This window comes from Inquilinus sp. CA228 (assembly GCF_052078665.1).
Taxonomy (GTDB): Bacteria; Pseudomonadota; Alphaproteobacteria; order DSM-16000; family Inquilinaceae; genus Inquilinus.
This window is the reverse complement of sequence record NZ_JBQJIK010000010.1, coordinates 36,983-60,762: the sequence shown is the minus strand read 5'-3', so window position 1 is coordinate 60,762 and position 23,780 is coordinate 36,983. Positions and strand designations below refer to the sequence as shown.

The following is a 23,780-nucleotide window of genomic DNA, read 5'->3' as shown; positions in this document are numbered from 1 at the left end:
CCCTAACGAGCGTCCTCCCGTCCCGCCGCCTAGATATCCAGCATCGACGACGGCCTGGAGGACGCGAGGATGGAGAAGGACGGTGCCTTGGCCGCCGACGCGCCCTGCGGTCCGGCGGAGACCGCCGCGGCGCTGATCGAGGATGTCCGCCGCGGACTGGCGCGGGACCCGGCGGCCGCGCGCGCCGCCGCGGTGCGGCTGGTGACGCTGCTGACGCTGTCGGGCGCGGCGGACGGCACCCGCGGCGGGCTGGCCCCATGGCAGAAGCGCCGGGTCGACCGCTATCTGCGGCGGTCGCTGCATCGCCCGCTGCGGCTGGAGGAGCTGGCGGAGCAGGCGGCGCTGAGCGTCAGCCACTTCGCCCGCGCCTTCAAGGACAGCTTCGGCACCACCCCGCACAGCTACATCACCGGCCTGCGGCTGCAACGCGCCCAGCGGCTGATGCTGACCACCCGCGACCCGCTGAGCCAGATCGCGCTGGCCTGCGGCCTGACCAACCAGGCGCATCTGTCGAAGCTGTTCCGCCGCTGGCTCGGCGAGACCCCGAGCGCCTGGCGCCGGCGCAATCAGACGGCGGCGCAGGCCGTCACCCCCCTATCAGCAAGGAGCCCATCATGACCCGGATCGACAAGGTGCTGTACACCGGCAGGACCCACGCCACCGGCGGCCGCGACGGCCTGGCCCGCAGCTCCGACGGCCGGCTGGACCTCAAGCTGTCGCCCCCCGGCGGCCCGGGCACCGGCACCAATCCGGAGCAGCTGTTCGCCGCCGGCTGGTCGGCCTGCTTCATCGGCGCGATGGGCCGGGCGGCGAGCGAGCTGAAGGTCACCCTGCCGGCCGACCGCGCCGTCGACGCCGAGGTCAACCTGGGCACCACCGACGGCGCCTTCTTCCTGCAGGCCCGGCTGACCATCAGCCTGCCCGGCCTGGACCGCGAGGTAGCCCGCGCCGTGGTCGACGCCGCGCACCAGATCTGCCCCTACTCGAAGGCCACCCGCGGCAACATCGACGTTACCTTGACCGTGGTCTGAGCCGCCCCCTGCCGGTCCCGAAGGAAGTCCCCATGTCCGAAGACATCGATCTCCCGCGCCGCCGCCTGTTCGGCACCGCGCTGATGACCCTGGCCGCCGCCCCGTTCGTCTCGATCGGCCCGGCCGCCGCCCAGACCATGGCCGCGGGGGCGGCCCCCGCCAAGTCCGGCGCCAGCTTCGGCCCGCTGAAGCAGATCGACGCCGGCGACCTGACCATCGGCTACGCCGAGGCCGGCCCGGCCGACGGGCCCGTGGTCCTGCTGCTGCACGGCTGGCCCTACGACATCTACGCCTTCGTCGACGTCGCCCCGGTGCTGGCTTCGGCCGGCTACCGGGTGATCATCCCGTATCTGCGCGGCTACGGCACCACCCGGATCCGGTCGGAGGCCACCGCCCGCAACGGCGAGCCGGCGGCCCTGGCGGTCGACACCATCGCCCTGATGGACGCGCTGAAGATCCCGAAGGCGATCCTGGCCGGCTTCGACTGGGGCGCCCGCACCGCCTGCATCGTCGCGGCTTTGTGGCCGGAACGCTGCCAGGCGCTGGTCTCGGTCAGCGGCTACCTGATCAGCAGCGTCGCCGCCGGCAAGCGCCCGCTGCCGCCGAAGGCCGAACTCCAATGGTGGTACCAGTTCTACTTCGCCACCGAGCGCGGCCGCGAGGGCTACAGCGCGAACCGGCACGACTTCAACAGGCTGATCTGGCGGCTCGCGTCGCCGCAATGGCAGTTCGACGACGCCACCTTCGACCGCAGCGCCACGGCCTTCGACAACCCGGACCATGTCGACATCGTGATCCACAACTACCGCTGGCGCATGGGCCTGGCGGAGGGCGAGGCGAAGTACGACGAGCTGGAGCAGCGCCTGGCCCAGGCCCCGGCGATCACGGTGCCGACGATCACCATGGAGGGCGACGCCAACGGCGCGCCGCACCCTGAGCCCGCGGCCTATCGCGGCAAGTTCTCGGGCCGGTACGAGCACCGCACCATCACCGGCGGCATCGGCCACAACCTGCCGCAGGAGGCCCCGCAGGCCTTCGCCCGGGCGGTGCTCGACGTCGCCAGGCTCTGACCGGGAGGCCTTGATGAGCCTGTCGTTCCTCCGCCGCTTCGCCGCCGGCGCCATGCTCGGCGCCGCGGGCAGCTTCGCCGCCGCCTGCGGCGCGCTGGGCGAGCCGTTCCGCTACGCCCCGGCGCCGGTGGCCCGGCTCGGCACCCGGCCGGAGCCGACACCGCCCGGCGAATCCCCGCCGGCGAAACGGCTCGGCCGGTGATCGCCTGAGGACCGCGGCGCGCCGCGGTCTCTCTTAGGCCGACGCCTCGTGGCGACGCACCATCTCGGCAATCCAGACCGGAACGTAAGGCGGCGTGCAGCCCGGCGACGCCGGATAGTCGATAAGAACCTGGAGCTTTTCGCCGATGCCGATGGCGCGAGCGCGGTGCGCGGGGTGACGGATGCCGATTTCGGCGAGGCAGTGGTTCATCGACCACTGCTTGGGTGCAGGCGCATCCTTCATCTCCGCCTCGATCTGGTCCAGCAGGCCGTCCAGGTCCAACCCGGCAGCACGTTTGACCACGCGATCGGTCGTCAAGCTCCAGCCGGCCCGTCCGACCAGATCCGTGCCGTCCTTCCAGCGCAGACGCAGCTCTTCAGCGTGCTTCCCGAGCTTGACGATGTTGGTGATGAACCAGTCCAGGAGTTTCGGCGCGCGAATGTCGCGGATCATCGTGTCGAGCTCGTCGGCGGAGAAGGCTTTCGGCCTGGCGATCAGCGTCGCCAGCAGCCGTGCGGCCGTGTCGCCGGTGGCCCAGAGCTCCTTTGCCAGCTCATGCTGGGTCTTCAGGCGCTTGGCGACCGCACGCAGAGCAGACAGGTTGACGCCATGATCGTCGCCGCGGTCTTCATTGGCTGCCCGCAGCTTCGGATCTTCCAGCGAGGCCAGTTCGGCCATGATGTCGGCCGCTGCGGACATGCCGTTCCTCCATGATCGCCCGTGCATAGAATAAGTCTCGGCCGCAGACCTGGATAGCAGCTTGCGGCAGACATGATCACTGTCCGGATCGCACCATAGACCCGTCATCCGGTGTCGGGATGAACCAGCGACGGAGCGCCGTTGCCGAGCGAGCGATGATCTGTCATCGTTATATTCAGACGAATATATCGTTGGGAGTCTCGGCGTGCCAACCCTGCCGATTTTCGCGCATCCGCTTCAGGCGGCCTCGGCGCTGACGCCATCCCGGGTCGCCATCCCGCGCCCGTCCGCGGCCGAGTCGGGGGACCTCCTCCTCCCGGCCAAGGGCCGCGACCGGATCTGGGAGCTGTCGCCGAACCTGCACTGCTCGGTGGTCGGCACCTGCCTGTCGACCGGTGACCTGCGGCAGCTCTTCGCCAAGCTGGACGACCCGGACGCACGCACCGCCTCCGACCATGTGCTGCACGGCCGGGCGGTGCGGGCCGCCGGGCAGAAGGAGGTCGCCGGCAAGCTGCTGAACAAGCTGCTCGACAAGCGGCACGACATCGCGATCAAGCGCTTCGCCAAGGCCCGCACGGCAGCCGAGGTGCGGGCGCTGTGGCAGGAGGCGCTGGAGCGCGGCGACATCCCCGGCGCCTATTGGGCGGTGCTGAGCCACCCCGCCACCGACGGCCCGCTGGTGCAGGAGGTGTATGGCGAGGTGCACATGCTGTCGCATCTCGTCGGCATGTCGAACCGCGCCGACATCGCCCGGCTGCGGCACCTGGAGCAGGAGTTCGGCGTCCGCGACGACAGGATCGCGCGGCAGGAGGAGCGGCTGCAGCAGATCGGGGCCGAGCGCGACGCCCTGGCACGCCGGGTGGCGGAGCTGGAGCAGGCGGCGCGGCGACTGGCCACGGTGCCGGCACCCGCCGCCCCGGCGGAGGACGAGGCGCTGCGCCGGCGCCTGGCCGACGAGCAGGCGCGCTCCGCCCTGCTGGCCGAGCGGCTGGCGGCGCAGGACGAGGCCGTCGCCCGGCTGACCGGGCGGGCGGAGCGGGCGGAAGGGCAAGCCACGGCGCTGCGGGACGAGATCGCCGCGCTGGAGGCGGCGCTGGACGGGCCGGCGGCGGGGCCTGCCGAGGCGACCGGACCGGCGCCGGAATTGCAGGGGCGGACGCTGCTCTATGTCGGCGGCCGGCCGAAGCAGGTCGAGCAGCTGCGGGCCCTGACCGCGCGGTTCGGCGGCGTGCTGCTGAGCCATGATGGCGGCGTCGAGGACAGCCCGACGCTGCTGCCGGGCCTGGTCAGCCAGGCCGATGTCGCCTTCTTCCCGGTGGACTGCGTCAGCCACCACGCGGCGGGCCAGGTGAAGCGCCTGTGCCGCGAGGCCGAGAAGCCGTTCGTGCCCCTGCGCACCGCCAGCCTGGCCAGCTTCGCCGCCGCGGTGGGGACGATGGGGTGCGCGGCCGCGGCGGAGTAGGATCCTACCCGGCCGGCGTCACCCGGCCACCGGCGCGAGGGCCCCTAGTCGAGATAGCCCTTGCCCTTGAGCCAGGCCTTGAGCCCCTGCTTGCTGTCCGGCCTCACCTGCCAGGCGAACCCGTCCTCGCGCATCAGCGTCTGCTGCTCCGGATCGTACCAGAGCGGATCCTGGCTCGGCACCGAGCCGAGGCCGACCGGGGCGGTGACCTTCTTCGGCGGCGCCCACCAGCGGTCGCCCTGCCAGTACATCTTGGTGGTCGAATCCTCGTAGCGCTTGGTCTCGCCGTTGTAGCGGACGGCCGGGTATTTCGAGAGATCGGCCTTGGTCGGGTCCGGCGGCAGCTCGAGATATTTGAGGTCGTCCTGGCTGTCCGGCAGCTTGCCGTCCTTGGCCGTCATGTCCTTGACGGTGTTGGCCACCTCCTCCGCCTGCTCCGGGGTCCAGCCGTTGAAGATCGCGCCGAGGCGGGCCCGCGTGTAGTCGAGATCGCTGTAGGCGCCGGTCAGCTCATTGCCGGCGCTGCGGGTCCGCTCGTCGCCGCCCATCAGGTGCTCGTCGCCGGGGAACACCGTCTGCAGGATGCCGAGCAGGCCCTCGTCCAGCAGGTCGTTGTGGTCGGCCAGCACCTCCGCCACCTTCCGGTCCTTGACGCCGTACAGCACCTGGATGGCGTCGGCATCCGCCTTGTCGAAGGTGTGCGCGGCGTTGTAGGCGCCCCGGCCCCCGACGATACCGGCGCCCGCCACCTGCAGCACCGCCGCCACCCCGCTGATCCTCAGCGGGCCGAGGGCGGTGATCAGCCGGCCGAGGGCCGTCTCGGCGATCACCCCGTTCGACAGGGTCGCGCTGGCGGTGAGGGCGAACATCGCGTCGCTGACCGTGGCGGTGGCGTAGCCGGCCGTCTTCACGAAATCCTGCTTCGTGCCGGCCACGCCGAAGCCGTTCATGATGGCGTTGCTCAGATCGGCCCCGACATAGAGCACGTCGACCCCGCCGCCGCGCAGCCCGTTCAGCGCGCCGAGGGACTTGCCCCAGATCGCCTTCTGCGCCGAGCCGAGATTGCTGCCGGCGACCCGGGCCTGGGCACCCTTGAGCCGGGTCTCCAGGCTGCCCGGCGCGCCCGCATCCTTCCCGGTCAGGATCTCCCGGGCGTTCGGCAGCAGCGCCGTCTGGGCGGCGTTGAGCATCATGATCGTGTGCGGCACGTAGTAGACGAGATCGGCCGGCGAGCCGTCGAGCGCCCCGAGGTTGCGGCCGAACAGGATGGCGCTGCCGCCGCCGGACAGGCGGGTGATGGCGTTGGTGCCGATGTTCAGCCGGTCGGCGCTCGCCAGCTGGCGCCGCTCGGCGTCGGTCGGCTGCGCCCGCCCGGCGATGATGTCCTCCAGCCGTCCCTGCCCCATGCTTGCCTTCAGCCCGTTGAAGAACTTGGCAAAGTCTTCGTTGGGGTTCGGCGTGGTGCCCTTGACGTACCTTTGCAGGGCGTCGATCTCGGCCCGGCTGGCCACGGCCTCGCCGCGGAGAATCGCCTGGTAGCGATTTTCCGCCATGGCCTGGTTGATGTCCTTGACGCCGCCCTTCATCGTCTCGACCACCGCGAAGGTGGCGAGGGCGCGGGTGGCGCGCTGGACCCAGATCGTGCCGGCGGTCGCCGGATCCGTGGTCGAGGCATTGGCGTAGGGATCGGTCTTGGTCTTGGGCAGCTCCGGCAGGTCGTCCATCGCCTCCTGCATCGACTGCGACTTGGTCATCATGATCCCGGTGCCCATGAGCATCGGCATCGGGGCGGCGCTGTCGAAGCCGTCGACCTTCTTCAGGTCGGTCTTGTACAGGCCGAGGGCGAGCTGGATGCTCTCCTGCCGCTCCCATTGCGGCAGCTTCTTCTCGCCCTCCTTGGTCAGGTCCTGGGCCTTCTGCTTGTTCTCCGGCGACAGGTTGTCGATCGCCTCCATGTCGCGCGCCAGCTGGTCCGATGCGGGGATCGGGTCGTCGCCCTTGACCCCGCCCCAGCCGGTGAGGCCGTGGTACAGCTCGTTGTAGAGCTTGTTGATCTTCTCGTCCTGGCCGGTCGCGGCGGCGTCAAAGTTCTCGATGCTGCGCCGCACCGCCCATTGGGCGTTCGAGTTCTGCGACAGGTAGTCGTTCCACCCGAGCTCGCCCTTCTGCTCGAGCTCCGCCTGCTTGTCACTGCCGAGCACCGCCGTCCGGGCGGCGACGGCGGTCAGCAGGGACGTGCCCGACCCCGCCGCGTCCTCGCGGCTCATGATGCTGAAGAACTGCTCCTCGTGGAGCAGGCTGAAGCGGTCCGCGGGAAGATCGCTGTTCATCTTGTCGACGATGCGGGACGCCACCCGATCGACGAAGGCCTTGCCCGCGCCGGCCTTGTCCCCGTCGTTGTAGAGGATGGTCTGGGACGCCGCGCCGAGGTCGAGCAGGGCCTGCATCTGTGCCCCCCGGTCGTCGCCGGTGGACTGCGAGCCGGCGATCGCGTCGATCGACTGGTCGACCAGCCCCTGGACGCGCGGGTCGGACGCCAGCAGCGAGCCGCTGCCCGGCAGGGTGTCCTTGGTGTCGGTCGTCTCGCGCAGCTTGGCCAGGAAGGCCTTGGCCCCGTCGGTGCCGCCCTTGCCCCAGGCGGCCTGGAGCTCCCGCACCGGACGGTCGACCCGAAGCTCCTGGACCGCCTGCTTGGTCCCTTCCTGGACGGCGGCGAGGTACTGCTTCTCGTCCCCGCCGACATAGGCCTGGTAGATGCCGGCCCGCTTGGTGAGGGCGGTGATCTTCGCCGCGTCCGGCCCCTCCGTGCCGTCGGCCAGGGCGACCAGCTGCCGCTTGGTCTCGGCCGTCACCGCGGCATAGTCGCCGCGGTCGCCGGCCTCGGCGATCTTGCCGAGCTGGTCGGTGGTCCGGCCGTCGGCCTTCCACGACCGCTCCTTCATCTCGCGGACCTGGTTGAGGGCGTCGAGGAAGACCGGGTCGTTCGGGGCGCGTTCGGCGATCGGGGCGACCAGGGGGCTGAACTCGCTGCCGGCGAGCTTGCCGTCGCCATTGGCGTCGCGGCCGAAGCTGGGCGCGCCCTGGCCCAGCGAGGCCTGGTCGACCTCCTGCGCGATGGCGACGACCAGGTCGTCCTTCGCCGTGTCCCGCTCCGCCTCGCTCTTCTTCGGGTCGCTGGCGACGCCGAGGGCCTTGCGCTGGTTGTCCAGCAGCCCGAGCCGGTCCGAATCGAGGACATAGACCTTGTCGCAGGTCTCGAGCGCGCGGTCGATGTCGGCGGGCGCGCCGGGCCGGTTGCCGAAGGCCTTCGGGTCGAGCTGGGGCGTGGCCGCCAGCTGGTCATGCAGGGCCTTGTTGTCGTTCGGGTCGACGCCCGCCTTCGCATAGATTCGGAATGGCCACAGCCCGGGCTTGATCTTGTGCTCGGAAATCCCCGCCGGATCGCTGTTCCAGCGATAGACGGGCGGCGCCTCCGGCTGCTGCGCGACAGGCGTGGCCGGCGTCTCGTCCTTGGCGCGCTGCACGGACTGGTTGAACTGGTCCGCGTTCGGGGTCCGCTTGACGGCGGCCGGGCCGCGAGTCTGCGCGACTCCGGAAAGGGCATCCCTGAAGCTCAGGCTCATGATCGCCTTCCCGTCGGCTGTGACGCATTCCTGAAATTATTGTGACAGGGAAGGCTACGGATGGAATTCCCATTCCGTCAATCAGAACCCTCACGGAGCGGGATTACCCGCCCAGCAGCACCCGGTCGCTCTCGCGCGGCACCAGCTCCAGCGGCCACAGGTCCTGCACCAGGCCGCCATAGGCATCGGCATGGCCGGGCATGGTCGCCAGCAGCGCCTCGGCCAGCTTCACCCCGAGATCGTGCAGCGACAGGCGGAAGCAGGTCAGCGCCGGCGACAGGAAGCGGCTGGCCGGGCTGTCGATCATGCCGCCGATGATGGCGATGTCCCGCCCGGGCCGCACCCCCGCCTCGTTCAGCCGGCGGTAGACGCCGACCGCCATGCGCTCATTCGACACCAGCAGCGCCGTCGGCAGCGGCCCCTGGCCCAGCAGCCCCTCCGCCAGGCGGTAGCCGCCGGCCTCGGTCATCTCCTCGCTCCGCACCAGGGTCTCGTCGAAGCCGATGCCGTGCCGCGCCAGGGCCCGGCGGTAGCTGTCCGCCAGGATATGGGCGTGCATCAGGTCGTGGCCGTTGTTGGCCAGGCCGATGCGGCGATGGCCGAAGCCGACGAAGCGGTCGACCGCGACATCCGCCGCCTGCTCGAAGTCGAGGTCAAGCCAGGGGTGGTCGCCGCCGGACAGGCTGCGGCCCAAGGCGGCGAAGGGGAAGCGACGGTCGATCAGATAGTCCAGCCGCGGGTCGATCCGCCGGGTCCAGGGCAGCAGGATGCCGTCGGCCATGCGCCGCTCGACCACCCGGCGCAGCTGCGCCTCCTGGTCGCCATCCGGCGTGTTCAGCAGCACGATCAGGTCCAGCCCATGGCGGCCCAGCGCCTCCTGCACGCCGCTGAACAGCCCCATGAAGAAGGGCTCGCCGTACAGCTCGCCCCCGCTGTAGGTCTGCAGCATGAAGCCGACCGCGTTGGTCGACCCCTGGCGCAGGCTCCGGCCGGACTGGTTCGGCGAATAGCCGAGCTCCGCCGCCGCCTCCAGCACCCGGCGCCGGGTCTCCGGGTTGACGTCGCCGCGGCCGTTGAGGGCGCGGGAGACGGTCCCGATCGAGATGTTCAGATGCTTCGCGAGCTCGCGGATCCCCACGCAGTCCCTCCCTTCCGGCGGCGACAGAGTGCAACCGATGCGAGGCCGGCGCCGCAAGCCGATTGACAGGATGAATTGTCCGACTTCATTATCACGCAGGGTATCGTAAACGTTTACGGCGACACAATCGTACAAACGGCCAGCGCCGGGCCGCCGAAGCGACGGGAGCGACACCAAGTGCGAGCCGTCCTTGCCGGATGCGGCGCCATGAGCCGGGCCTGGCTCGAAGCCGCCCGCCAGATCGAGGGGCTGGAGGTGGTCGGCCTGGCCGATCTCGACCTCGGGCGAGCTCGCGGACGCGCGGCCGAGTTCGGTCTGACCGATGCCGAGATCGGCACCGAGGTGCCGGCCCTGCTGGACCGGCTGAAGCCCGACATCCTGTTCGACGTGGTCGTGCCTTCCGCCCGCCGCGAAATGGTGCTGGCCGGCCTCCAGCGCGGCTGCCACGTGCTGAGCGAGAAGCCGATGGCCGACAGCCTCGACGCGGCGCGTGAGCTGGTGGCGGCGGCGAAAAAGGCCGGGCGGGTGCATGCGGTGGTGCAGAACCGGCGCTACCATCCCGGCGTGCGCCGGCTGCAGCGGGCCGCGGCGGGCGGCCTGATCGGGGACATCACGGGCGTGCATTGCGACTTCTTCGTCGGGCCGCATTTCGGCGGCTTCCGCGAGGAGATGAAGCATGTGCTGCTGCTGGACATGGCGATCCACACGCTGGATGCGGCCCGCCTGGTCGCCGGCCGTCGCCCCCTGGCCGTCTACTGCCATGAGAGCAACCCGGCCGGGTCCTGGTACGCCCATGGCGCCAGCGCCCATGCGATCTTCGAGCTGGAGGGCGGCGCCGTCCTGACCTATCGCGGCAGCTGGTGCGCCGAAGGGCTGCGCACCAGCTGGGAGAGCGCCTGGCGCCTGACCGGCACCAGGGGCAGCCTGAGCTGGGACGGGGCCGAGGGTTTTCGGGCCGAGGTGGCGAGCGACCGCCGGGACGGCCTGTTCTTCGAGCCCGCCGCCGTCGAGATGCCGCCGGCGGACCCGGCCGACCGGACCGGCGGCCATCTGGGCGTCATCCGCGACTTCGTCGGCGCGATCCGTTCGGGCACCGAGCCCGAGACGGTCGGCCACCAGAACTTCCACAGCCTCGCCATGGTCTTCGCCGCAATCGACAGTGCGCGCCAGGGCCGCCGCGTGGCCATCCAGACGATCGAGGAACCATGACCAGCGCCAAGCCTGCCCGGACCGGGCACCAGGACATCCGCATCGGCACCATGGTGCGCGCCAATGGCGACGACCCGGCCGGATACGTCCGCCAGATCATCGCCCATGGCTTCGAGAGCATCGAACCGTTCTTCTGGCAGACGCTGGGCGGCAAGGACATCCCCCGCCTGGCCGGCCAGATCCGCGAGGCGATCGGCGACAGCGGCGTCACCATCGGCGCGCTCGGCATCTTCGGCAACCCGCTGGAGGACCAGGCGCAGGACCGCGAGACCCTGGCCGGGTGGGAGGCGCTGATCGACAACGCCCATCTGTTCGGCACCGACATCGTCGCCGGCTTCACCGGCCGGGTGCGCGGCAAGCCGCTGGAGGAGAGCCTGCCGCGGTTCAAGGAGGTGTTCGGCCGGCTGGCCAAGCGCGCCGCCGACAAGGGCGTGCGCCTGGCCTTCGAGAACTGCCCGATGGAGGGCAGCTGGAAGTCCGGCGACTGGAACATCGCCCACAACCCGGCCGCCTGGGAGCTGATGTTCGACGCCCTGCCGGACGACAATCTCGGCCTGGAATGGGAGCCGTGCCACCAGCTGTACTACCTGATCGACCCGGTGCCGCAGATCCGGCGCTGGGCGCCGAAGATCTTCCACGTCCACGGCAAGGACGCGACGGTGCGCTGGGACGTGGTCAAGGAGCACGGCGTGCACGGGAAGGAGCCGTTCGCCTTCCACCGCACCCCCGGCTTCGGCGACACCGACTGGACCCGGGTGATCACCGAGCTGCGGCTGGGCGGCTTCCGGGGCGCGATCGACATCGAGGGCTGGCACGACCCGGTCTACCGCGATGACCTCGAGATGACCGGCCAGGTCCAGGGGCTGCGCCACCTGCAGCGCTGCCGCGGCGGGGAGTTCATCGCCAATCCGCAATAGAACAATCAACACAGTGGAGGAAGCTCATGTCCAGGACCCTGCGACTCTTGTTGGGAACCGCCGCCCTTCTGGCCTCCGCCACCCTCGCCCAGGCCGAGCCGGTGACTCTGGAGGTCTGGACCCATGACGACGAGGGCGAGTTCACCTACGTGCTGGCCAAGGAGTTCGCGGCCCAGCACCCCGACATCACGGTCAACATCAAGCACGTCAACTTCGCCGATGTGGTCAACGATGTGATGCGGGCCTATGCGGCAGGCTCGGCCCCCGACGTGATCGGCATCGACAACCCCGAGACCGCGATGTTCTCGTCGCGCGGGGTGCTCCTGGACCTGTCGCCCTATGTCCAGCAGTCGCAGGTGATCAAGGCCGAGTCCTTCTATCCCGGGCCGCGCAACTCGGCGACCTGGGACGGCAAGCTCTACGCCATCCCGCGCGCCTCCAACACGCTGGCCCTCTACTACAACGCCGACATGTTCAAGGCGGCCGGCCTCGACCCGGAGAAGCCGCCGCAGACCTGGGACAAGCTGCACCAGGCGGCCAAGAAACTGACCGACCCGGCCAAGAACGTGTACGGCCTGGCCTTCTCCGCTATCGGCACGGAGGAAGGCACCTTCCAGTTCCTGCCCTTCATCCAGAGCGCCGGTGCCGATTACGACAGCGTCGGGTCGGACGGCGCAATTCGGGCGCTGGAGTTCTGGCAGACGCTGCTCGACGAGAAGCTGGCCTCGCCCGACACGCTGATCCGCGGCCAGCATGATTCGTCCGGCACCTTCAACGCCGGCAGCGCCGCCATGGTCATCTCCGGCCCGTGGGAGCTGCCGTTCATGGCCAAGGACGCCAAGTTCGACTATCGCGTGGCGCTGTTCCCGATCGAGAAGCAGGGCAGCCCGCGCGCCTCGGCCCTGGGCGACTTCAACAACGCGATCTTCAAGACCTCCAAGCACCCGAAGGAGGCCTTCATGCTGCTGGAGTACATCTACTCGCAGAACCACCGGATCTGGAACGAGTTCGGCCTGCTGCCGCCGGTCCAGGACGTCAAGGTCGACTCGCCGCAATGGCCGAAGGCCTATGCCGTGTTCACCGAGCAGATGCAGTACGCCCGGCCGCGCGGCCCGAACCCGGACTGGCCGAAGATCTCGAAGGCGATCCAGACCGCGATCCAGTCGGCCCTGACGCACCAGGCCGACGCCAGGACCGCGCTGCAGACCGCCCAGGCGACGATCGACCGCGTGCTGAAGAAGTGAGGCGGGCCGGGCGCGGCCTGGTCATTCAAGCTCCCCCTCCCCTCGCGGGAGGGGGCAGGGGGAGGGGGTGTCGATGACGAGTGCCCGGATCCGCCAATCGGCGACCGATCGTCCGGTCAATGCACGCCCCGCCCTGGCCGGCATCCCGCTGCTGCGCACTCTGCGGGACGGCAGCGGCTTCGACGTGGCGCTGGTGCTGTGCGCGGTCGGCTACCTGCTGGTCTTCGCCGCCTTCCCGCTGGCCTACACGCTGGTGATGTCGCTGCAGCAGGTCGACATGTTCTCGCTGGCCTCGTTCGACCGGCCCTTCGCCGGGCTCGACAACTACCGCGACGTGTTCTCGCGGCCGGAGGCGCTGCAGATCCTGAAGAACACCGTGATCTTCGTGGTGCTGTCGATCACCTTCCAGCTCAGCATCGGCTTCGGCCTGGCGCTGTTCTTCCAGCAGCCCTTCCCGGGCGCGACCTATATCCGCGGCGTGTTCCTGGCCGGCTGGATCATGCCGGCGCTGGTGGTCGGCGCGATCTGGAAATGGATCCTGGCCGGCGATTTCGGCGTGCTGAACTACGCCCTGACCAGCCTGCACCTGACCGGCGGCAAGATCTTCTGGCTGTCGGACCCGGACATGGCCCTGTTCGCCGTGATCATCGCCAACATCTGGCTGGGCATCCCGTTCAACATGATCCTGCTGTCGGTCGGGCTGGCGGCGATCCCGCGCGACCTGTACGAGGCGGCGGAGATCGACGGCGCCCGGGCCGGTCGGCGCTTCCTGCACATCACCCTGCCGATGATGCGGTCGACGCTGGGCGCCGTGGTGTCGCTGGGCATCATCTTCACGCTGCAGCAGTTCGACCTGATCGCGGCCCTGACCAAAGGCGGCCCGGCCAACGCGTCGAACGTCGCCCAGTACTGGTCCTGGCAGATGTCGTTCGAGACCTACGAGATCTCGGCCGGCAGCGTCGTCGCGGTGCTGATGATCGCCCTGGTGATCCTGGTCGCGGCGCTCTATGTCCGCTCGACCGAGCGGGAGCACGCGGCATGAGGACGGCCAAGCCCTTCATCCTGCTGAGCCTGGCCCTGGTCTTCGCCGCGATCTACCTGTTCCCGCTGTACTGGATGTACGTCACGGCGCTGAAGTCGGGCACCGAGATCTTCGCCTTCCCGCCGAGCTTCTGGCCGGCCGACCCGCAATGGCAGTTCGGCAAGATCTTCGCCGAGCATGCGATGGACCGGTATCTGTGGAACTCGCTGCTGATCGCGGTCGGCACCACGGCGCTGGCGACGCTGGTCGGCACCGGCGCCGCCTATGCCCTGTCGCGGCACCGCAACGCCTGGACCGCGGTGGCGCTGTTCCTGGTGCTGATGCTGCAGGTGCTGCCGCCGTCGCTGATGGTGACGCCGATCTTCGTCGCCTTCAACCAGGTCGGCCTGCTCGAGACGCCCCGCGCCGCCGTGGTGCTGGCGCAGACCGCCAAGGTGCTGCCGCTCTACATCGTGCTGTGCCGGTCGACCTTCCTGCAGGTGCCGCGCGAACTGGAGGATGCGGCGCGGGTGGACGGCGCCTCGCGCATCGGCGCCTTCCTCCGCATCATGATCCCGCTCGCCCGCAACGGCATCCTGGTGGTGTCGGTGCTGATCTTCCTGCAGTCCTTCGGCGAATACGTCTATTCGCGCTCGCTGATCGCGGCGGAGACCCTGCAGACCGCGACGGTCGGCCTGTCCTCCTTCATGGGCCCGAACACCAATGACTGGGGCGGGATCATGACCTATGCCGCGATCTATGTGACCCCGATCCTGATCGTCTTCGCCCTGCTGCAGCGCCGGATCGTCAGCGGGCTGACGGCCGGGGCGCTGAAGTAACGGCCCGACGGAGCCCGGCCAGCAGGACCAGCGCCCAGATCGCCACCGCCAGCACCCCGAGCACGCCGGCGATCGGCCGTTCGAAGAACGCCAGGATACTGCCGTCGGCCTTGATCATCGAGGTGAAGAAATGGTCCTCGAGCATCGGCCCGAGGATCAGGCCCAGGATCAGCGGCGCCACCGGGAAGCCGTTCTCCTCCATCACGAAGCCGATCACGCCGAACACCAGGATCACCAGCACGCCGAGCAGCGAGTTCTCGATCGCGAAGGCGCCGACGATGCAGAACATCAGGATCAGCGGGCTCAGCAGGCTGCGCGGCAGCAGCAGGATCTGGCGCGCCGCCCGGATGGTGGCGAGGCCGAGCGGGATCATCACGATGTTCGCCAGGATGAAGATCAGGAAGATGGCGTACATCTGCGGCGCCTGCTCGATGAACAGGGTCGGCCCGGGGTTCAGGCCCTTGAGGTACAGCACCCCGATGGCGATCGCGGTGATCGAATCCCCGGGGATGCCGAACACCAGCGCCGGCACCCAGGCGCCGGCCAGGGCCGAGTTGTTGGCCGAGCCGCTTTCGATGATGCCCTCGACATGGCCGGTGCCGAACTTCTCCGGCGTCTTCGAGAAGCGCTTGGACACGGCATAGGACATCCAGGCGGCGATGTCGGCCCCGGCACCGGGCAGGATGCCGATCACGGTGCCGAGCACGCTGCCGCGCAAAAAGCTCTTCGGATAGGTGAACAGCAGCTTCAACTGGCCGGCCAGCACGTTGCCCGAGGGCCGGCGCGCCACCTCGATCGGCTGGCGGATGGCCAGGACGCCGCGCATCACCTCGGACACCGCGAACAGGCCGACCATGACGTTGATGGCGTTGATGCCGCCCATCAGGTCGACGCTGCCGAAGGTGAAGCGCGGCACGCCGGCCGGGTTCTGCAGCCCGACGCAGGAGATGAACAGCCCGACCAGCAGCGCGGCGATACCCTTGGTCACCTGGGCGCCGGAGATGAAGACGGCGCAGGACAGGCCCAGCAGGACCAGCCAGAAATACTCATAGGAGCTGAAGTTCAGCGCGAAATCGGCCAGGGCCGGCGCCGCCACGATCAGCACCGCCGTGCCGAACAGCCCGCCGAGCGCCGAGAAGAACAGCCCGGCGCCGAGCGCCATCTCCGCCCGCCCGCTGCGGGTCATGGCGTAGGCCTCGTCGGTGTAGGCGGCCGAGGCCGGGGTGCCGGGCATGCGCAAGAGGCAGCCCGGGATGTCGCCGGAGAAGATCGCCATCGCCGTGGCGGTGACGATCGCCGCCACCGCCGGGATCGGCGGCATGAAGAAGGTGACCGGCACCAGCAGCGCGGTCGCCATGGTCGCGGTCAGCCCCGGAATGGCGCCGACCAGCATGCCATAGACGGCCGATCCGGCGATCACGGCCAGGACATAGGGATCGAAGACCAGCTCGAGGGCCAGCAGCAGGTCGGTCATGGCGTCACCCCAGGAGCAGGCCCAGCCAGCCGCGGGGCAGCGGCACGCGCAGCCCCCGGGCGAAGCCGAGATAGAGGCCGACCGCCAGCACGGCGGCGAACACCGTCGCCGTCGCCAGCCGGGCGCCGAGCGCGGCCGCCAGCACCAGCAGGATGACGAAGGCGGTCGGCACGAAGCCGATGAGATCCGCCGCCACGATGTAGACGGCCGGCGCCGCCAGGGTCAGGGCCAGGTCGCGCCAGCAGCGCGGCGACCGCGCCCAGTCGCTGAGGCTGAGCGCCGGGCTGCGCCGGCGCAGCCCGGACAGGATCAGCGGCAAGGCGGTGACCGCCAGCGCCACGCCGATGACGAGCGGGAACGACCCCGCCCCGAAGGCCTGGCCGGGCATCGGCGGATGCCCTGCCGTGGCCCAGGCGATGGCGATGCCGGCCAGCAGCAGCACGGCACCGAAGAACGCATCGTTGAAGCGCACGGGAAGCGTCCGGCTACTTGGCGAGGCCGGTGGCCTTCATCACCTCGCCGAGCGCGTCGTTCGAGGTTTTCATATAGGTCGCGAACTCGCCGCCCAGCGCCACCTTGGTGCCGAAGCCGCGCGACTTGACCATGTCCTGGTATTCGGCGCTCTGGACGATCCGGCCGATGGTCTCGGTCAGCCTCTTGGTCACGTCCTCCGGCATGCCCTTGGGCCCGCCGACGCCGCGCCAGGCGCCCATGGTCCAGGCGCTGCCGGTCGCGCTTTTCAGCGTCGGCACGTCGGGGTAGAGGGCGCTCGGCTCCGCATCCATGATCACCAGCGCCTTGACCTTGCCGGCGTCGATCAGCGATCGGGCCTCCGGCAGCGACACCGGGGTCAGGTCGACGCCGCCGGCGACCAGGTCCTGCAGCCCCGGCGCCGCCCCCTGGCTGGGCACCCAGGTCACCGCCGCGGGGTCGAGCCCGGCATCGCGCAGCATGCCGGCCAGCGCCAGGTGCCAGATGCCGCCCTGCCCGGTGCCGGAGGCCTTGAATTTGCCGGGATTGGCCTTGACCGCCTCCAGCAGTGCCTTGATGTCGCCATGCGGGGAGTCGGCGGCCACCTCGACCGCCGCCGGATCGGCGTTGACCAGGGCCAGCGGCGTGTAGCTCTCCCAGGTCAGGTCGGTCAGGCCCTGCCAGTGCATCATGTTGATCTCGACCGTCAGCGTGCCGATGGTGTAGCCGTCGGCCGCCGCGGTCGCGATCGCGGTGTGGCCGACCACGCCGCTGCCGCCGGTGCGGTTCACGACGTTGACCGGCTGCCCCAGCTCCTTCTCCAGGAACGAGGCGAGGATGCGGGAGACGGCGTCGGTGCCGCCACCGGCCGCCCAGGGCACGATGTAGGTGATCGGCCGCTCCGGCCATTCGGCCTGGGCGGCGGGCGCTGCCACGGCAGCCAGCAGGGCGCCGGCGAGGCCGGCGATCACGGTCTTGAGCATGGTTTCCCCCTTCTGTTTTCTGTGTGCTTCCGCACCGGTCTTGGCGCCGGTTTGGTGTCGTAGGTTGGGTTCGCGGCGCGAACCCAACACATTGTCGGCGTCGCCATGTTGGGTTCGCAGGGCGAACCCAACCTACAAATTTCCGTCAGTAGCCGCCGCCCTTGGTCCCCTTCCCGGCGCCTTCGCGATAGGCCTTGTACGCGGCGACGGAGTCCGACGCCGCCTGCCGCAGATAGGGCACGTCGCCGCCGCCGGTGACCATGCGGTAGTCGCGGTCGAACAGCTCGGCCCAGGTCGAGGCCGAGCTGGGCACGGTGCCGAGCGGCGTGCCGGTCGGCCGTACCGCATCCTCGATCTGCCGGACCAGGTCCTGCACCCGCGGATCGTGCAACTGCTCCAGCAGGCCGATCGAGCCGCCGAGGTCGTTGGGGCCGATGAACACCATGTCGACGCCGTCGACCCTGGCGATCGCCGCGGCCTCGGGCACCGCATCCCTGGACTCGATCTGGGCCAGCAGCAGCAGGTTGTCGTTGGCCTTGCGCATGTAGTCCGGCTCGAAGCCGTAGGTCGAGGCGCGCACCGCGCCGGCGGCATAGCCGCGGCGGCCGGCCGGCGGGTAGCGGCAGGCGCGCACCAGCGCCTCGGCCTCGGCCGCGCTCTCGATCATCGGCACCATCAGGCTGTCGGCGCCGGCATCGAGCACCCGCTTCAGCCAGACCGGGTCATGCGCCGGCACCCGCACCACCGCCGGGGTGTCGGACGCCTGGATCGCGCGCAGCAGGTCGACGGTCTCGTCGATGCCGCCGGGCCCGTGCTCGGTGTCCAGGATGACGAAGTCGAAGCCGGCATGGGCCATGATCTCGGCCACCGTGGGCGAGCCGCTGCCGACCCAGGCGCCGAACAGCTGGTCGCCGCGGCGCAGCCGTTCCTTCAACCGGTTGGGGCGAAACATTCCGGGGTTCCCTCCTCGCTTTCCCAGGAGTGTACGCACCCCTCGTTATGTCCGACAACAGGCCAGCATGGCGGCCCGGACCATCTGCCGGTTTTCTCGGCGCCGATCCCTCCCTATATTCAGCCCGCCATGAATTCACTCGGTCTCGACAAGCCCCCGGCCGCGACGCGCGTCGTGGTCGCCATGTCCGGCGGCGTGGACAGCTCCGTCGTCGCGGCCCAGCTTGCCGAGCAGGGCTACGACGTCGTCGGCATCACGCTGCAGCTGTACGACCACGGCATCGCCATCCAGAAGAAGGGCGCCTGCTGCGCCGGGGCCGACATCTACGACGCCCGCACCGTGGCCGACCGCATCGGCTTCCCGCACTATGTGCTGGATTACGAGAGCCGCTTCGGCCAGGCGGTGATGGAGGATTTCGCCGACAGCTACCTGCGCGGCGAGACGCCGATCCCCTGCATCCGCTGCAACCAGAAGGTCAAGTTCCGCGACCTGATGGACACCGCCCGCGACCTGGGCGCCGACTGCCTGGCCACCGGCCACTATGTCCGCCGGGTCGAGGGGCGAGAGGGGCCGGAGCTGCACCGCGCCATCGACCCGGGCAAGGACCAGAGCTACTTCCTGTTCGCCACCACCGCCGAGCAGCTGGGCTTCCTGCGCTTCCCGCTGGGCGGCAACAGCAAGTCCGAGACCCGGGCCGAGGCGGTGCGCCTGGGCCTGGTGGTCGCCGACAAGCCGGACAGCCAGGACATCTGCTTCGTGCCCGAGGGCCGCTACGGCGAGGTGGTGGCGCGGCTGCGCCCGGGCGCGGTCGGGCCCGGCGAGATCGTGCATCTCGACGGCACCGTGCTGGGCCGCCACCAGGGCATCGTCCACTACACCATCGGCCAGCGGAAGGGCCTGGGCATCGGCGGCCGCAAGTCGAATGACGAGCCGCTCTACGTCGTCCGGCTCGACCCCGAGGCCAAGCGCGTCATCGTCGGCCCGTGGTCGGCCCTGGCCCGGCACAGCGTCGCCCTGACCGAGCTGAACTGGCTGGACGCGGCGCCCGGCCCGGAGGGCCGGACGGTCGAGGCCAAGCTGCGCTCCGCCCAGTCGCCGGTGCCGGCGACGGTGCGGCTGACCGGCCCGGATGCGGCGGTGCTGGAGCTGCATGCGCCGCAGCACGGGGTGGCGCCGGGACAGGCCGCCGTGCTTTATGACGGCGACCGCGTGCTCGGCGGCGGCTTCATCGCCCGGGCCGAGCGCGCCGCCGCCTGACCTCAGTTTTCCGCCGACAGAAAGGACACTTTGCCCATGTCGCTCGACGCCCTCGCCGAAGCCGTGCGCGGCCGTGCTGCCGGCGGTGCCCCGCTCGACGCCCGCGTCAAGTTCGACCTCGGCACCGATGGCTTCATCGTGCTCGACGGCACCGGCCCGGCGCCGGCGGTGTCGATCGGCGACGCCCCGGCCGACGTCACCCTGAGCATGAAGGCGGAGACGCTGCGGCGGATGGTCGACGGCAGCCTGAGCCCGACCATGGCCTACATGACCGGCAAGATCAAAGCCAACGGCTCCCTGACCGTCGGCATGAAGCTGGCGGCGCTGCTGGACGACTGAGGGCTGCGGCGAAGCCCCGACACTTCGACGGAAACCGCAGCGTCGGCGCGCGACAGGCGCCCGCGCGCAGGGCATGGTCGGGCCACCAAACGAGGAGGCCTCCATGTCCGCACCCGCCGCCGATCGCGCGCCCGTCACCGACTATCTGCTGCTGGTGCTGCTCGCCACCCTCTGGGGTGCTTCCTACAGCTTCATCAAGCTCGGCGTCGCCACCATCCCGCCGGTGACGCTGATCGCGGCGCGCACCGTGATCGCCGGCGCCATCCTGCTGCTGGTGCTGCGGCTGCGCGGCATCCGCATGCCGACCGATGGGCGCACATGGCGGCTGTTCGCGGTGCAGGCGCTGGTCAACAGCACCATCCCCTTCGTGCTGATCGCCTGGGCCGAGACCCGGGTCGATGCCGGGCTGGCGGCGATCCTGAACTCGACCTCGCCGATCTTCACCTTCCTGTTCACCTGGGCGATCACCCGGCATGAGGCGGTGACCGGGCGCAAGATGTTCGGCATCGCCGCCGGGGTCGCGGGGATCACGCTGGTGATCGGCCTCGACGCTCTGTCCGGCGCCGGGCACGACCTGCTGCCGCAGCTGGCGATCGTGGCGGCCACGGTGTGCTACGGCATCGCCGCCATCTTCGGCCGCAACTTCAAGGGGCTGGACCCGATGGTGCCGGCCGCCGGGTCGATGCTGTCCGGCGCCGCCATGCTGATCCCGCTGAGCCTGGTGCTGGACCGGCCCTGGACGCTGGCGCCCTCCGCCAGCTCGCTCGGCGCACTGGCCGGGCTGGCCGTGGTCTCGACCGCCCTGGCCTTCGTGCTCTACTTCCGGCTGATCGCCTCGCTCGGCTCGGTCGCCACCATGGCGCAGGCCTATCTGCGGGTGCCGATCGGGGTGGCGATCGGCGTGGTCCTGCTGGGCGAGACCCTGGCCCCGACCGCGCTGTACGGCCTGGTGCTGGTGGTGATCGGCGTTGCCGCCATGACCCTGCCCGGCCGGGCGCGGAAGGCGCAGCCGGCCTAGCTGGCCGGCGTTCCCGCCACCACCGCGGTCGGGTCCTTGACCTGCAGCACCCGGGCGGCCACCGCCTTGACCTGGGCCGGCGTCACCGCCTCGATCAGGCCGGGATATTTGTCGATGAAGTCGCGGCCGCGGCCGGCAAGCTGCAGCGACAGCACATAGGACGCCAGGCTGTCATGCGAGGCGAAGCCCAGCGGGTAGCTGCCGATCAGGTAGCTCTTGGCCTCGGCCACCTCCTGCTCGGTCGGGCCGTCCTTCGCCAGCCGCGCGATCTCGTCCCGGATCACCGACAGGCTCTCCCCCGCCTTGTCCACCCGGGTGCCGGCGGTGATCAGCAGGAGCCCGGCGTGCTTGAGCTGGATGGTGTCGCTGTCGACCGAATAGGCCAGGCCGCGCTGCTCGCGCACCGCGCGGTACAGCCGCGAGGTGAAGGTCGAGCCGCCGAGGATGTGGTTCATCACGATCGCCGGGAAATAGTCGGGGTCGTCGCGCCGCGGCGCCGGGAATCCGAGCTGGATCGACGCCTGCGACACCGCCAGCGGCACCATCTCGGTGCCCTTGGCGGCGGCCTCGATCTCCGGCACCGGTGTGCGGTCGCCCTTCGCCGGCAGGCCGCCGAAGACGCGGTCCAGCGCCGGCCCGAGCGTGGCGGCGTCGATGTCGCCGACCACGGCCAGGCGCAGCCCGTCGCGGGCGAACAGGCGGCGGCGCAGGTCCTGCAGGTCGGCCGTGCCGATCGCGGCGACGCTGTCCTTGGTGCCGATCGACGGCCGGCCGTAGGGATGGCCGGGGAAGGCGGCGGCGGACCAGCGGTCGTCGGCGATGGTGCCGGGGTCGTTCTCCTGGAAGTTCAGCTCGGCCATGCGGCCGGCCTTGATCCGGTCGAAGTCGCCCTGCGCCAGCTTCGGCTCGGCCAGCGCCAGGCGCAGCAGCTCGAAGGCGGCATCGCGCTCGGTGGTCAGCGTCTTCAGCCGGCCGCCGTTGTAATCCTGCGACGCAGAGAAGCCGAGCTGGATCGAGCGGTCGGCCAGGGCGGTCTTGAAGCCGGGGGCGTCGTAGGGCCCCGCCCCCTCGGTCAGCATCTCGCTGAGCAGCGAGGCCAGGCCGGCCTTGCCGTCCGGGTCCTGGGCGGCGCCGCCGTCGAAGGAGAAGGAGACGGTGACGGCCGGCACGGTGTGGTCCTCGACCAGCCAGGCCTCGATGCCGCCGGGGCTGACCACGCGGTCGATCGTGGTCGCGGCGGCGGGCAGCGTGGCGGCGGCGAGCAGCAGACCGGTCAGGGCGGCGCCCAGGGCAGCGCGCAATGGGGAAAGCATCGCGTTCATCGGCATGGTCCTCGCGCGGTCAGGGCTGCTTGGCCTGGGTCGCATCCGCCGGCCGGGTCAGGAGCCCGGTGACGGAGCGCGGCGGCTGCAGGTATGTCCGCGCCGCCTTCTGCACATCGGCGGCCTTGACCGCGGCGATGCGGCCCGGCCAGCCCTGCACGTCGGCGACGCCGCGGCCCAGCGCCGCCGCCTCGCCGAAGGCCCGGGCCAGCGCCCCGGGATCGTCCTGGCCGTAGATCGCGCCCGCCAGCAGGCGACGCTTGGCCCGCGCCAGCTCATCCTCCGGCACCGCCTCGTCGCGAACGCCGGCGAGAACGGCGTCCATCGCCGCCTCGAGATCCGGCAGCGCCACGTCGCCGCGCGGCACGGCGTAAACGGCGAAGGGGCTGTAGTCGAGCGCGTCGGGGTCGTAGCCGGCGCCGGCCATCGCCGCCTTGCCTTGCTCGGTCACCAGGGCGCGGTAGAGCCGGCCGGTCTCGCCCGACAGCACCGCCGCCAGCACCTGCAGCGCCGCGGCCTCGCCCGGCGCCGCCGTCACCACCGACGGGGCCAGGTAGTTGCGGCGCAGATAGGGCTGCCCGGCGCGGGCGTCGGTCAGCTCCAGCCGGCGCGGCGCCGGCGGCTCCGGTTCCTGCGGCCGCACCCGCGGCGGCGGCTCGGCCCGGCGCTTGACCGGCCCGTAGATTTCCTCCGCCTGCGCCTTCACCGCGGCGGGGTCGACGTCGCCGGCGATCACCACCGTGGCGTTGTTCGGCGTGTAGAAGCGGTCGTAGAAGGCCAGCGCGGTCTCGCGCCGCAGCGCCTCGATCTCCGACGGCCAACCGATCACCGGTGCGCGGTAGGGGTGGTTGAGGTACAGGACGGCGTTCATCGCCTCGCCGAGACGCGACGACGGCTCGTTCTCGATCCGCATCCGCCGCTCCTCCAGCACCACGTTGCGCTCGGCGTTGACCCGCTTCTCCTCGAGCACGAGGTTCTGCATCCGGTCGGCCTCGTAGCGCATCACCAGCGGCAGGTTCTGCTTGGCCACGGATTGGTAGTAGGCGGTGTAGTCGGCGGTGGTGAAGGCGTTCTCGACCCCGCCGATCGCCGCCAGCTCCTGCGAGTAGCCCTGCGGATGGGAATTGGTGCCGTGGAACATCAGGTGTTCCAGGAAATGGGCGATGCCGGACTGGCCCGGCGCCTCGTCGGCGGCGCCGACGCGGTACCACACCATCTGCGTCACCACCGGGGCGGTGCCGGCCGGGATGACGATGAACTGCAGCCCGTTGCCGAGGGTGAAGCTCTGGGCCTGCGGCGCGATCCGCAGATCGTCCGGCAGCGGCGCCGGCGCCGCCAGCGGCGGGGCGGCCGTCGGCACAGCCGGGGGAGCGGCCTCCTGGGCGAGGGCCGGCGCGGCGACGGCGGCGCTCAGCACGAAGGCGGCGGCCAACCGGCGGACGGAGGGGGGCATCGCGGTCATGCTTCTAGGTACCGGAAGCACAGCCGCTGCCGCAAGCAAAGGCGGCG

At 70.5% G+C, this 23,780-nt stretch carries 22 protein-coding genes; 13 read left to right on the top strand and 9 right to left on the bottom strand.

Going from position 1 to position 23,780, the window contains the following annotated elements; genetic code table 11:
• Positions 1-69: 69 nt before the first annotated feature.
• From ACTOWL_RS06685 to ACTOWL_RS06670, 4 genes are read left to right on the top strand one after another with little or no spacing between them, the layout of a single operon-like run.
• A complete protein-coding gene (locus tag ACTOWL_RS06685) occupies positions 70-618 on the top strand; it encodes a helix-turn-helix domain-containing protein (protein ID WP_441320424.1) in 549 nt (182 codons plus the stop codon).
• The gene (locus ACTOWL_RS06680; RefSeq protein ID WP_441320423.1) at positions 615-1,031 is read left to right on the top strand and encodes an organic hydroperoxide resistance protein; all 417 of its coding nucleotides are present in this window, start codon (positions 615-617) and stop codon (positions 1,029-1,031) included. The genes ACTOWL_RS06685 and ACTOWL_RS06680 overlap by 4 nt, the downstream gene beginning before the upstream one ends.
• Positions 1,032-1,063: 32 nt before the next feature.
• A complete protein-coding gene (locus ACTOWL_RS06675; RefSeq protein ID WP_441320422.1) occupies positions 1,064-2,101 on the top strand; it encodes an alpha/beta fold hydrolase in 1,038 nt (345 codons plus the stop codon).
• Positions 2,102-2,114: 13 nt separating this feature from the next.
• Positions 2,115-2,303: a hypothetical protein gene (locus tag ACTOWL_RS06670; protein ID WP_441320421.1), complete on the top strand. Its 189-nt coding sequence runs from the start codon at positions 2,115-2,117 to the stop codon at positions 2,301-2,303.
• Positions 2,304-2,336: 33 nt separating this feature from the next.
• Here the strand turns inward: ACTOWL_RS06670 and ACTOWL_RS06665 are convergent, their stop codons facing one another.
• The gene (locus ACTOWL_RS06665) at positions 2,337-3,002 is read right to left on the bottom strand and encodes a DNA alkylation repair protein (RefSeq protein ID WP_441320420.1); all 666 of its coding nucleotides are present in this window, start codon (positions 3,000-3,002) and stop codon (positions 2,337-2,339) included.
• Between the two features lie 205 nt (positions 3,003-3,207).
• Between ACTOWL_RS06665 and ACTOWL_RS06660 the strand changes: the two genes are divergently transcribed.
• Entirely contained in the window at positions 3,208-4,464 is a 1,257-nt protein-coding gene (locus ACTOWL_RS06660; RefSeq protein ID WP_441320419.1) for a DUF2325 domain-containing protein, read from the top strand.
• Between the two features lie 44 nt (positions 4,465-4,508).
• Here the strand turns inward: ACTOWL_RS06660 and ACTOWL_RS06655 are convergent, their stop codons facing one another.
• Both ACTOWL_RS06655 and ACTOWL_RS06650 read right to left on the bottom strand, forming a co-directional pair.
• Positions 4,509-8,087, bottom strand: coding sequence for a hypothetical protein (locus tag ACTOWL_RS06655; protein ID WP_441320418.1), 3,579 nt, complete (start codon positions 8,085-8,087; stop codon positions 4,509-4,511).
• 103 nt (positions 8,088-8,190) lie between these two features.
• On the bottom strand, positions 8,191-9,225 hold the full coding sequence (locus ACTOWL_RS06650; RefSeq protein ID WP_441320417.1) for a LacI family DNA-binding transcriptional regulator: 1,035 nt from the start codon (positions 9,223-9,225) through the stop codon (positions 8,191-8,193).
• Between the two features lie 177 nt (positions 9,226-9,402).
• Here ACTOWL_RS06650 and ACTOWL_RS06645 point away from each other — a divergent pair, with 177 nt between their 5' ends.
• The 5 genes from ACTOWL_RS06645 (at position 9,403) to ACTOWL_RS06625 (ending at position 14,455) form a co-directional block, all read left to right on the top strand.
• Entirely contained in the window at positions 9,403-10,434 is a 1,032-nt protein-coding gene (locus ACTOWL_RS06645; protein ID WP_441320416.1) for a Gfo/Idh/MocA family protein, read from the top strand.
• A complete protein-coding gene (locus tag ACTOWL_RS06640; RefSeq protein ID WP_441320415.1) occupies positions 10,431-11,351 on the top strand; it encodes a sugar phosphate isomerase/epimerase family protein in 921 nt (306 codons plus the stop codon). The genes ACTOWL_RS06645 and ACTOWL_RS06640 overlap by 4 nt, the downstream gene beginning before the upstream one ends.
• A 26-nt stretch (positions 11,352-11,377) precedes the next feature.
• Positions 11,378-12,595: an ABC transporter substrate-binding protein gene (locus ACTOWL_RS06635; RefSeq protein ID WP_441320414.1), complete on the top strand. Its 1,218-nt coding sequence runs from the start codon at positions 11,378-11,380 to the stop codon at positions 12,593-12,595.
• Positions 12,596-12,668: 73 nt separating this feature from the next.
• On the top strand, positions 12,669-13,637 hold the full coding sequence (locus ACTOWL_RS06630) for a carbohydrate ABC transporter permease (RefSeq protein ID WP_441320413.1): 969 nt from the start codon (positions 12,669-12,671) through the stop codon (positions 13,635-13,637).
• A complete protein-coding gene (locus ACTOWL_RS06625) occupies positions 13,634-14,455 on the top strand; it encodes a carbohydrate ABC transporter permease (RefSeq protein ID WP_441320412.1) in 822 nt (273 codons plus the stop codon). Before ACTOWL_RS06630 ends, ACTOWL_RS06625 begins: the two co-directional genes overlap by 4 nt.
• Here the strand turns inward: ACTOWL_RS06625 and ACTOWL_RS06620 are convergent.
• The 4 genes from ACTOWL_RS06620 to ACTOWL_RS06605 form a co-directional block, all read right to left on the bottom strand.
• Positions 14,424-15,929, bottom strand: coding sequence for a tripartite tricarboxylate transporter permease (locus ACTOWL_RS06620; RefSeq protein ID WP_441320411.1), 1,506 nt, complete (start codon positions 15,927-15,929; stop codon positions 14,424-14,426). The two genes, ACTOWL_RS06625 and ACTOWL_RS06620, sit on opposite strands and share 32 nt — an antisense overlap.
• A 4-nt stretch (positions 15,930-15,933) precedes the next feature.
• The gene (locus ACTOWL_RS06615) at positions 15,934-16,401 is read right to left on the bottom strand and encodes a tripartite tricarboxylate transporter TctB family protein (protein WP_441320410.1); all 468 of its coding nucleotides are present in this window, start codon (positions 16,399-16,401) and stop codon (positions 15,934-15,936) included.
• Between the two features lie 13 nt (positions 16,402-16,414).
• Positions 16,415-17,383: a tripartite tricarboxylate transporter substrate binding protein gene (locus tag ACTOWL_RS06610; protein WP_441320409.1), complete on the bottom strand. Its 969-nt coding sequence runs from the start codon at positions 17,381-17,383 to the stop codon at positions 16,415-16,417.
• A gap of 145 nt (positions 17,384-17,528) precedes the next feature.
• Positions 17,529-18,335, bottom strand: a complete 807-nt coding sequence (locus ACTOWL_RS06605) for an HpcH/HpaI aldolase family protein (protein ID WP_441320408.1) — start codon at positions 18,333-18,335, stop codon at positions 17,529-17,531.
• A 129-nt stretch (positions 18,336-18,464) separates the two neighbouring features.
• Here ACTOWL_RS06605 and mnmA point away from each other — a divergent pair, with 129 nt between their 5' ends.
• From mnmA to ACTOWL_RS06590, 3 genes are all read left to right on the top strand, one after another.
• Positions 18,465-19,592, top strand: a complete 1,128-nt coding sequence (gene mnmA, locus ACTOWL_RS06600) for a tRNA 2-thiouridine(34) synthase MnmA (protein ID WP_441320407.1) — start codon at positions 18,465-18,467, stop codon at positions 19,590-19,592.
• Positions 19,593-19,628: 36 nt separating this feature from the next.
• Positions 19,629-19,931 carry an SCP2 sterol-binding domain-containing protein gene (locus ACTOWL_RS06595; RefSeq protein WP_441320406.1) on the top strand — a complete coding sequence of 101 codons (303 nt, stop codon included), beginning with the start codon at positions 19,629-19,631 and terminating at the stop codon, positions 19,929-19,931.
• 103 nt (positions 19,932-20,034) lie between these two features.
• A complete protein-coding gene (locus tag ACTOWL_RS06590; protein WP_441320405.1) occupies positions 20,035-20,949 on the top strand; it encodes a DMT family transporter in 915 nt (304 codons plus the stop codon).
• On the opposite strand, the gene ACTOWL_RS06585 is transcribed toward ACTOWL_RS06590, so the two are convergent.
• Positions 20,946-22,271, bottom strand: coding sequence for a M16 family metallopeptidase (locus ACTOWL_RS06585; protein ID WP_441320404.1), 1,326 nt, complete (start codon positions 22,269-22,271; stop codon positions 20,946-20,948). The genes ACTOWL_RS06590 and ACTOWL_RS06585 overlap by 4 nt on opposite strands.
• Before the next feature lie 19 nt (positions 22,272-22,290).
• On the bottom strand, positions 22,291-23,724 hold the full coding sequence (locus ACTOWL_RS06580) for a M16 family metallopeptidase (RefSeq protein ID WP_441320403.1): 1,434 nt from the start codon (positions 23,722-23,724) through the stop codon (positions 22,291-22,293).
• Positions 23,725-23,780: the final 56 nt, after the last annotated feature.

Bases quoted from the DNA above. Each gene is read 5' to 3' on its own strand.
- ACTOWL_RS06595 (WP_441320406.1), top strand. From the start codon at position 19,629: ATGTCGCTCGACGCCCTCGCCGAAGCCGTGCGCGGCCGTGCTGCCGGC.
- ACTOWL_RS06580 (WP_441320403.1), bottom strand. From the start codon at position 23,724: ATGCCCCCCTCCGTCCGCCGGTTGGCCGCCGCCTTCGTGCTGAGCGCC.
- ACTOWL_RS06630 (WP_441320413.1), top strand. From the start codon at position 12,669: ATGACGAGTGCCCGGATCCGCCAATCGGCGACCGATCGTCCGGTCAAT.
- ACTOWL_RS06635 (WP_441320414.1), top strand. From the start codon at position 11,378: ATGTCCAGGACCCTGCGACTCTTGTTGGGAACCGCCGCCCTTCTGGCC.
- ACTOWL_RS06590 (WP_441320405.1), top strand. From the start codon at position 20,035: ATGTCCGCACCCGCCGCCGATCGCGCGCCCGTCACCGACTATCTGCTG.
- ACTOWL_RS06585 (WP_441320404.1), bottom strand. From the start codon at position 22,271: ATGAACGCGATGCTTTCCCCATTGCGCGCTGCCCTGGGCGCCGCCCTG.
- ACTOWL_RS06675 (WP_441320422.1), top strand. From the start codon at position 1,064: ATGTCCGAAGACATCGATCTCCCGCGCCGCCGCCTGTTCGGCACCGCG.
- ACTOWL_RS06640 (WP_441320415.1), top strand. From the start codon at position 10,431: ATGACCAGCGCCAAGCCTGCCCGGACCGGGCACCAGGACATCCGCATC.
- ACTOWL_RS06670 (WP_441320421.1), top strand. From the start codon at position 2,115: ATGAGCCTGTCGTTCCTCCGCCGCTTCGCCGCCGGCGCCATGCTCGGC.
- ACTOWL_RS06680 (WP_441320423.1), top strand. From the start codon at position 615: ATGACCCGGATCGACAAGGTGCTGTACACCGGCAGGACCCACGCCACC.
- ACTOWL_RS06655 (WP_441320418.1), bottom strand. From the start codon at position 8,087: ATGAGCCTGAGCTTCAGGGATGCCCTTTCCGGAGTCGCGCAGACTCGC.
- ACTOWL_RS06605 (WP_441320408.1), bottom strand. From the start codon at position 18,335: ATGTTTCGCCCCAACCGGTTGAAGGAACGGCTGCGCCGCGGCGACCAG.
- ACTOWL_RS06685 (WP_441320424.1), top strand. From the start codon at position 70: ATGGAGAAGGACGGTGCCTTGGCCGCCGACGCGCCCTGCGGTCCGGCG.
- ACTOWL_RS06620 (WP_441320411.1), bottom strand. From the start codon at position 15,929: ATGACCGACCTGCTGCTGGCCCTCGAGCTGGTCTTCGATCCCTATGTC.
- ACTOWL_RS06665 (WP_441320420.1), bottom strand. From the start codon at position 3,002: ATGTCCGCAGCGGCCGACATCATGGCCGAACTGGCCTCGCTGGAAGAT.
- ACTOWL_RS06625 (WP_441320412.1), top strand. From the start codon at position 13,634: ATGAGGACGGCCAAGCCCTTCATCCTGCTGAGCCTGGCCCTGGTCTTC.
- mnmA (WP_441320407.1), top strand. From the start codon at position 18,465: ATGAATTCACTCGGTCTCGACAAGCCCCCGGCCGCGACGCGCGTCGTG.
- ACTOWL_RS06610 (WP_441320409.1), bottom strand. From the start codon at position 17,383: ATGCTCAAGACCGTGATCGCCGGCCTCGCCGGCGCCCTGCTGGCTGCC.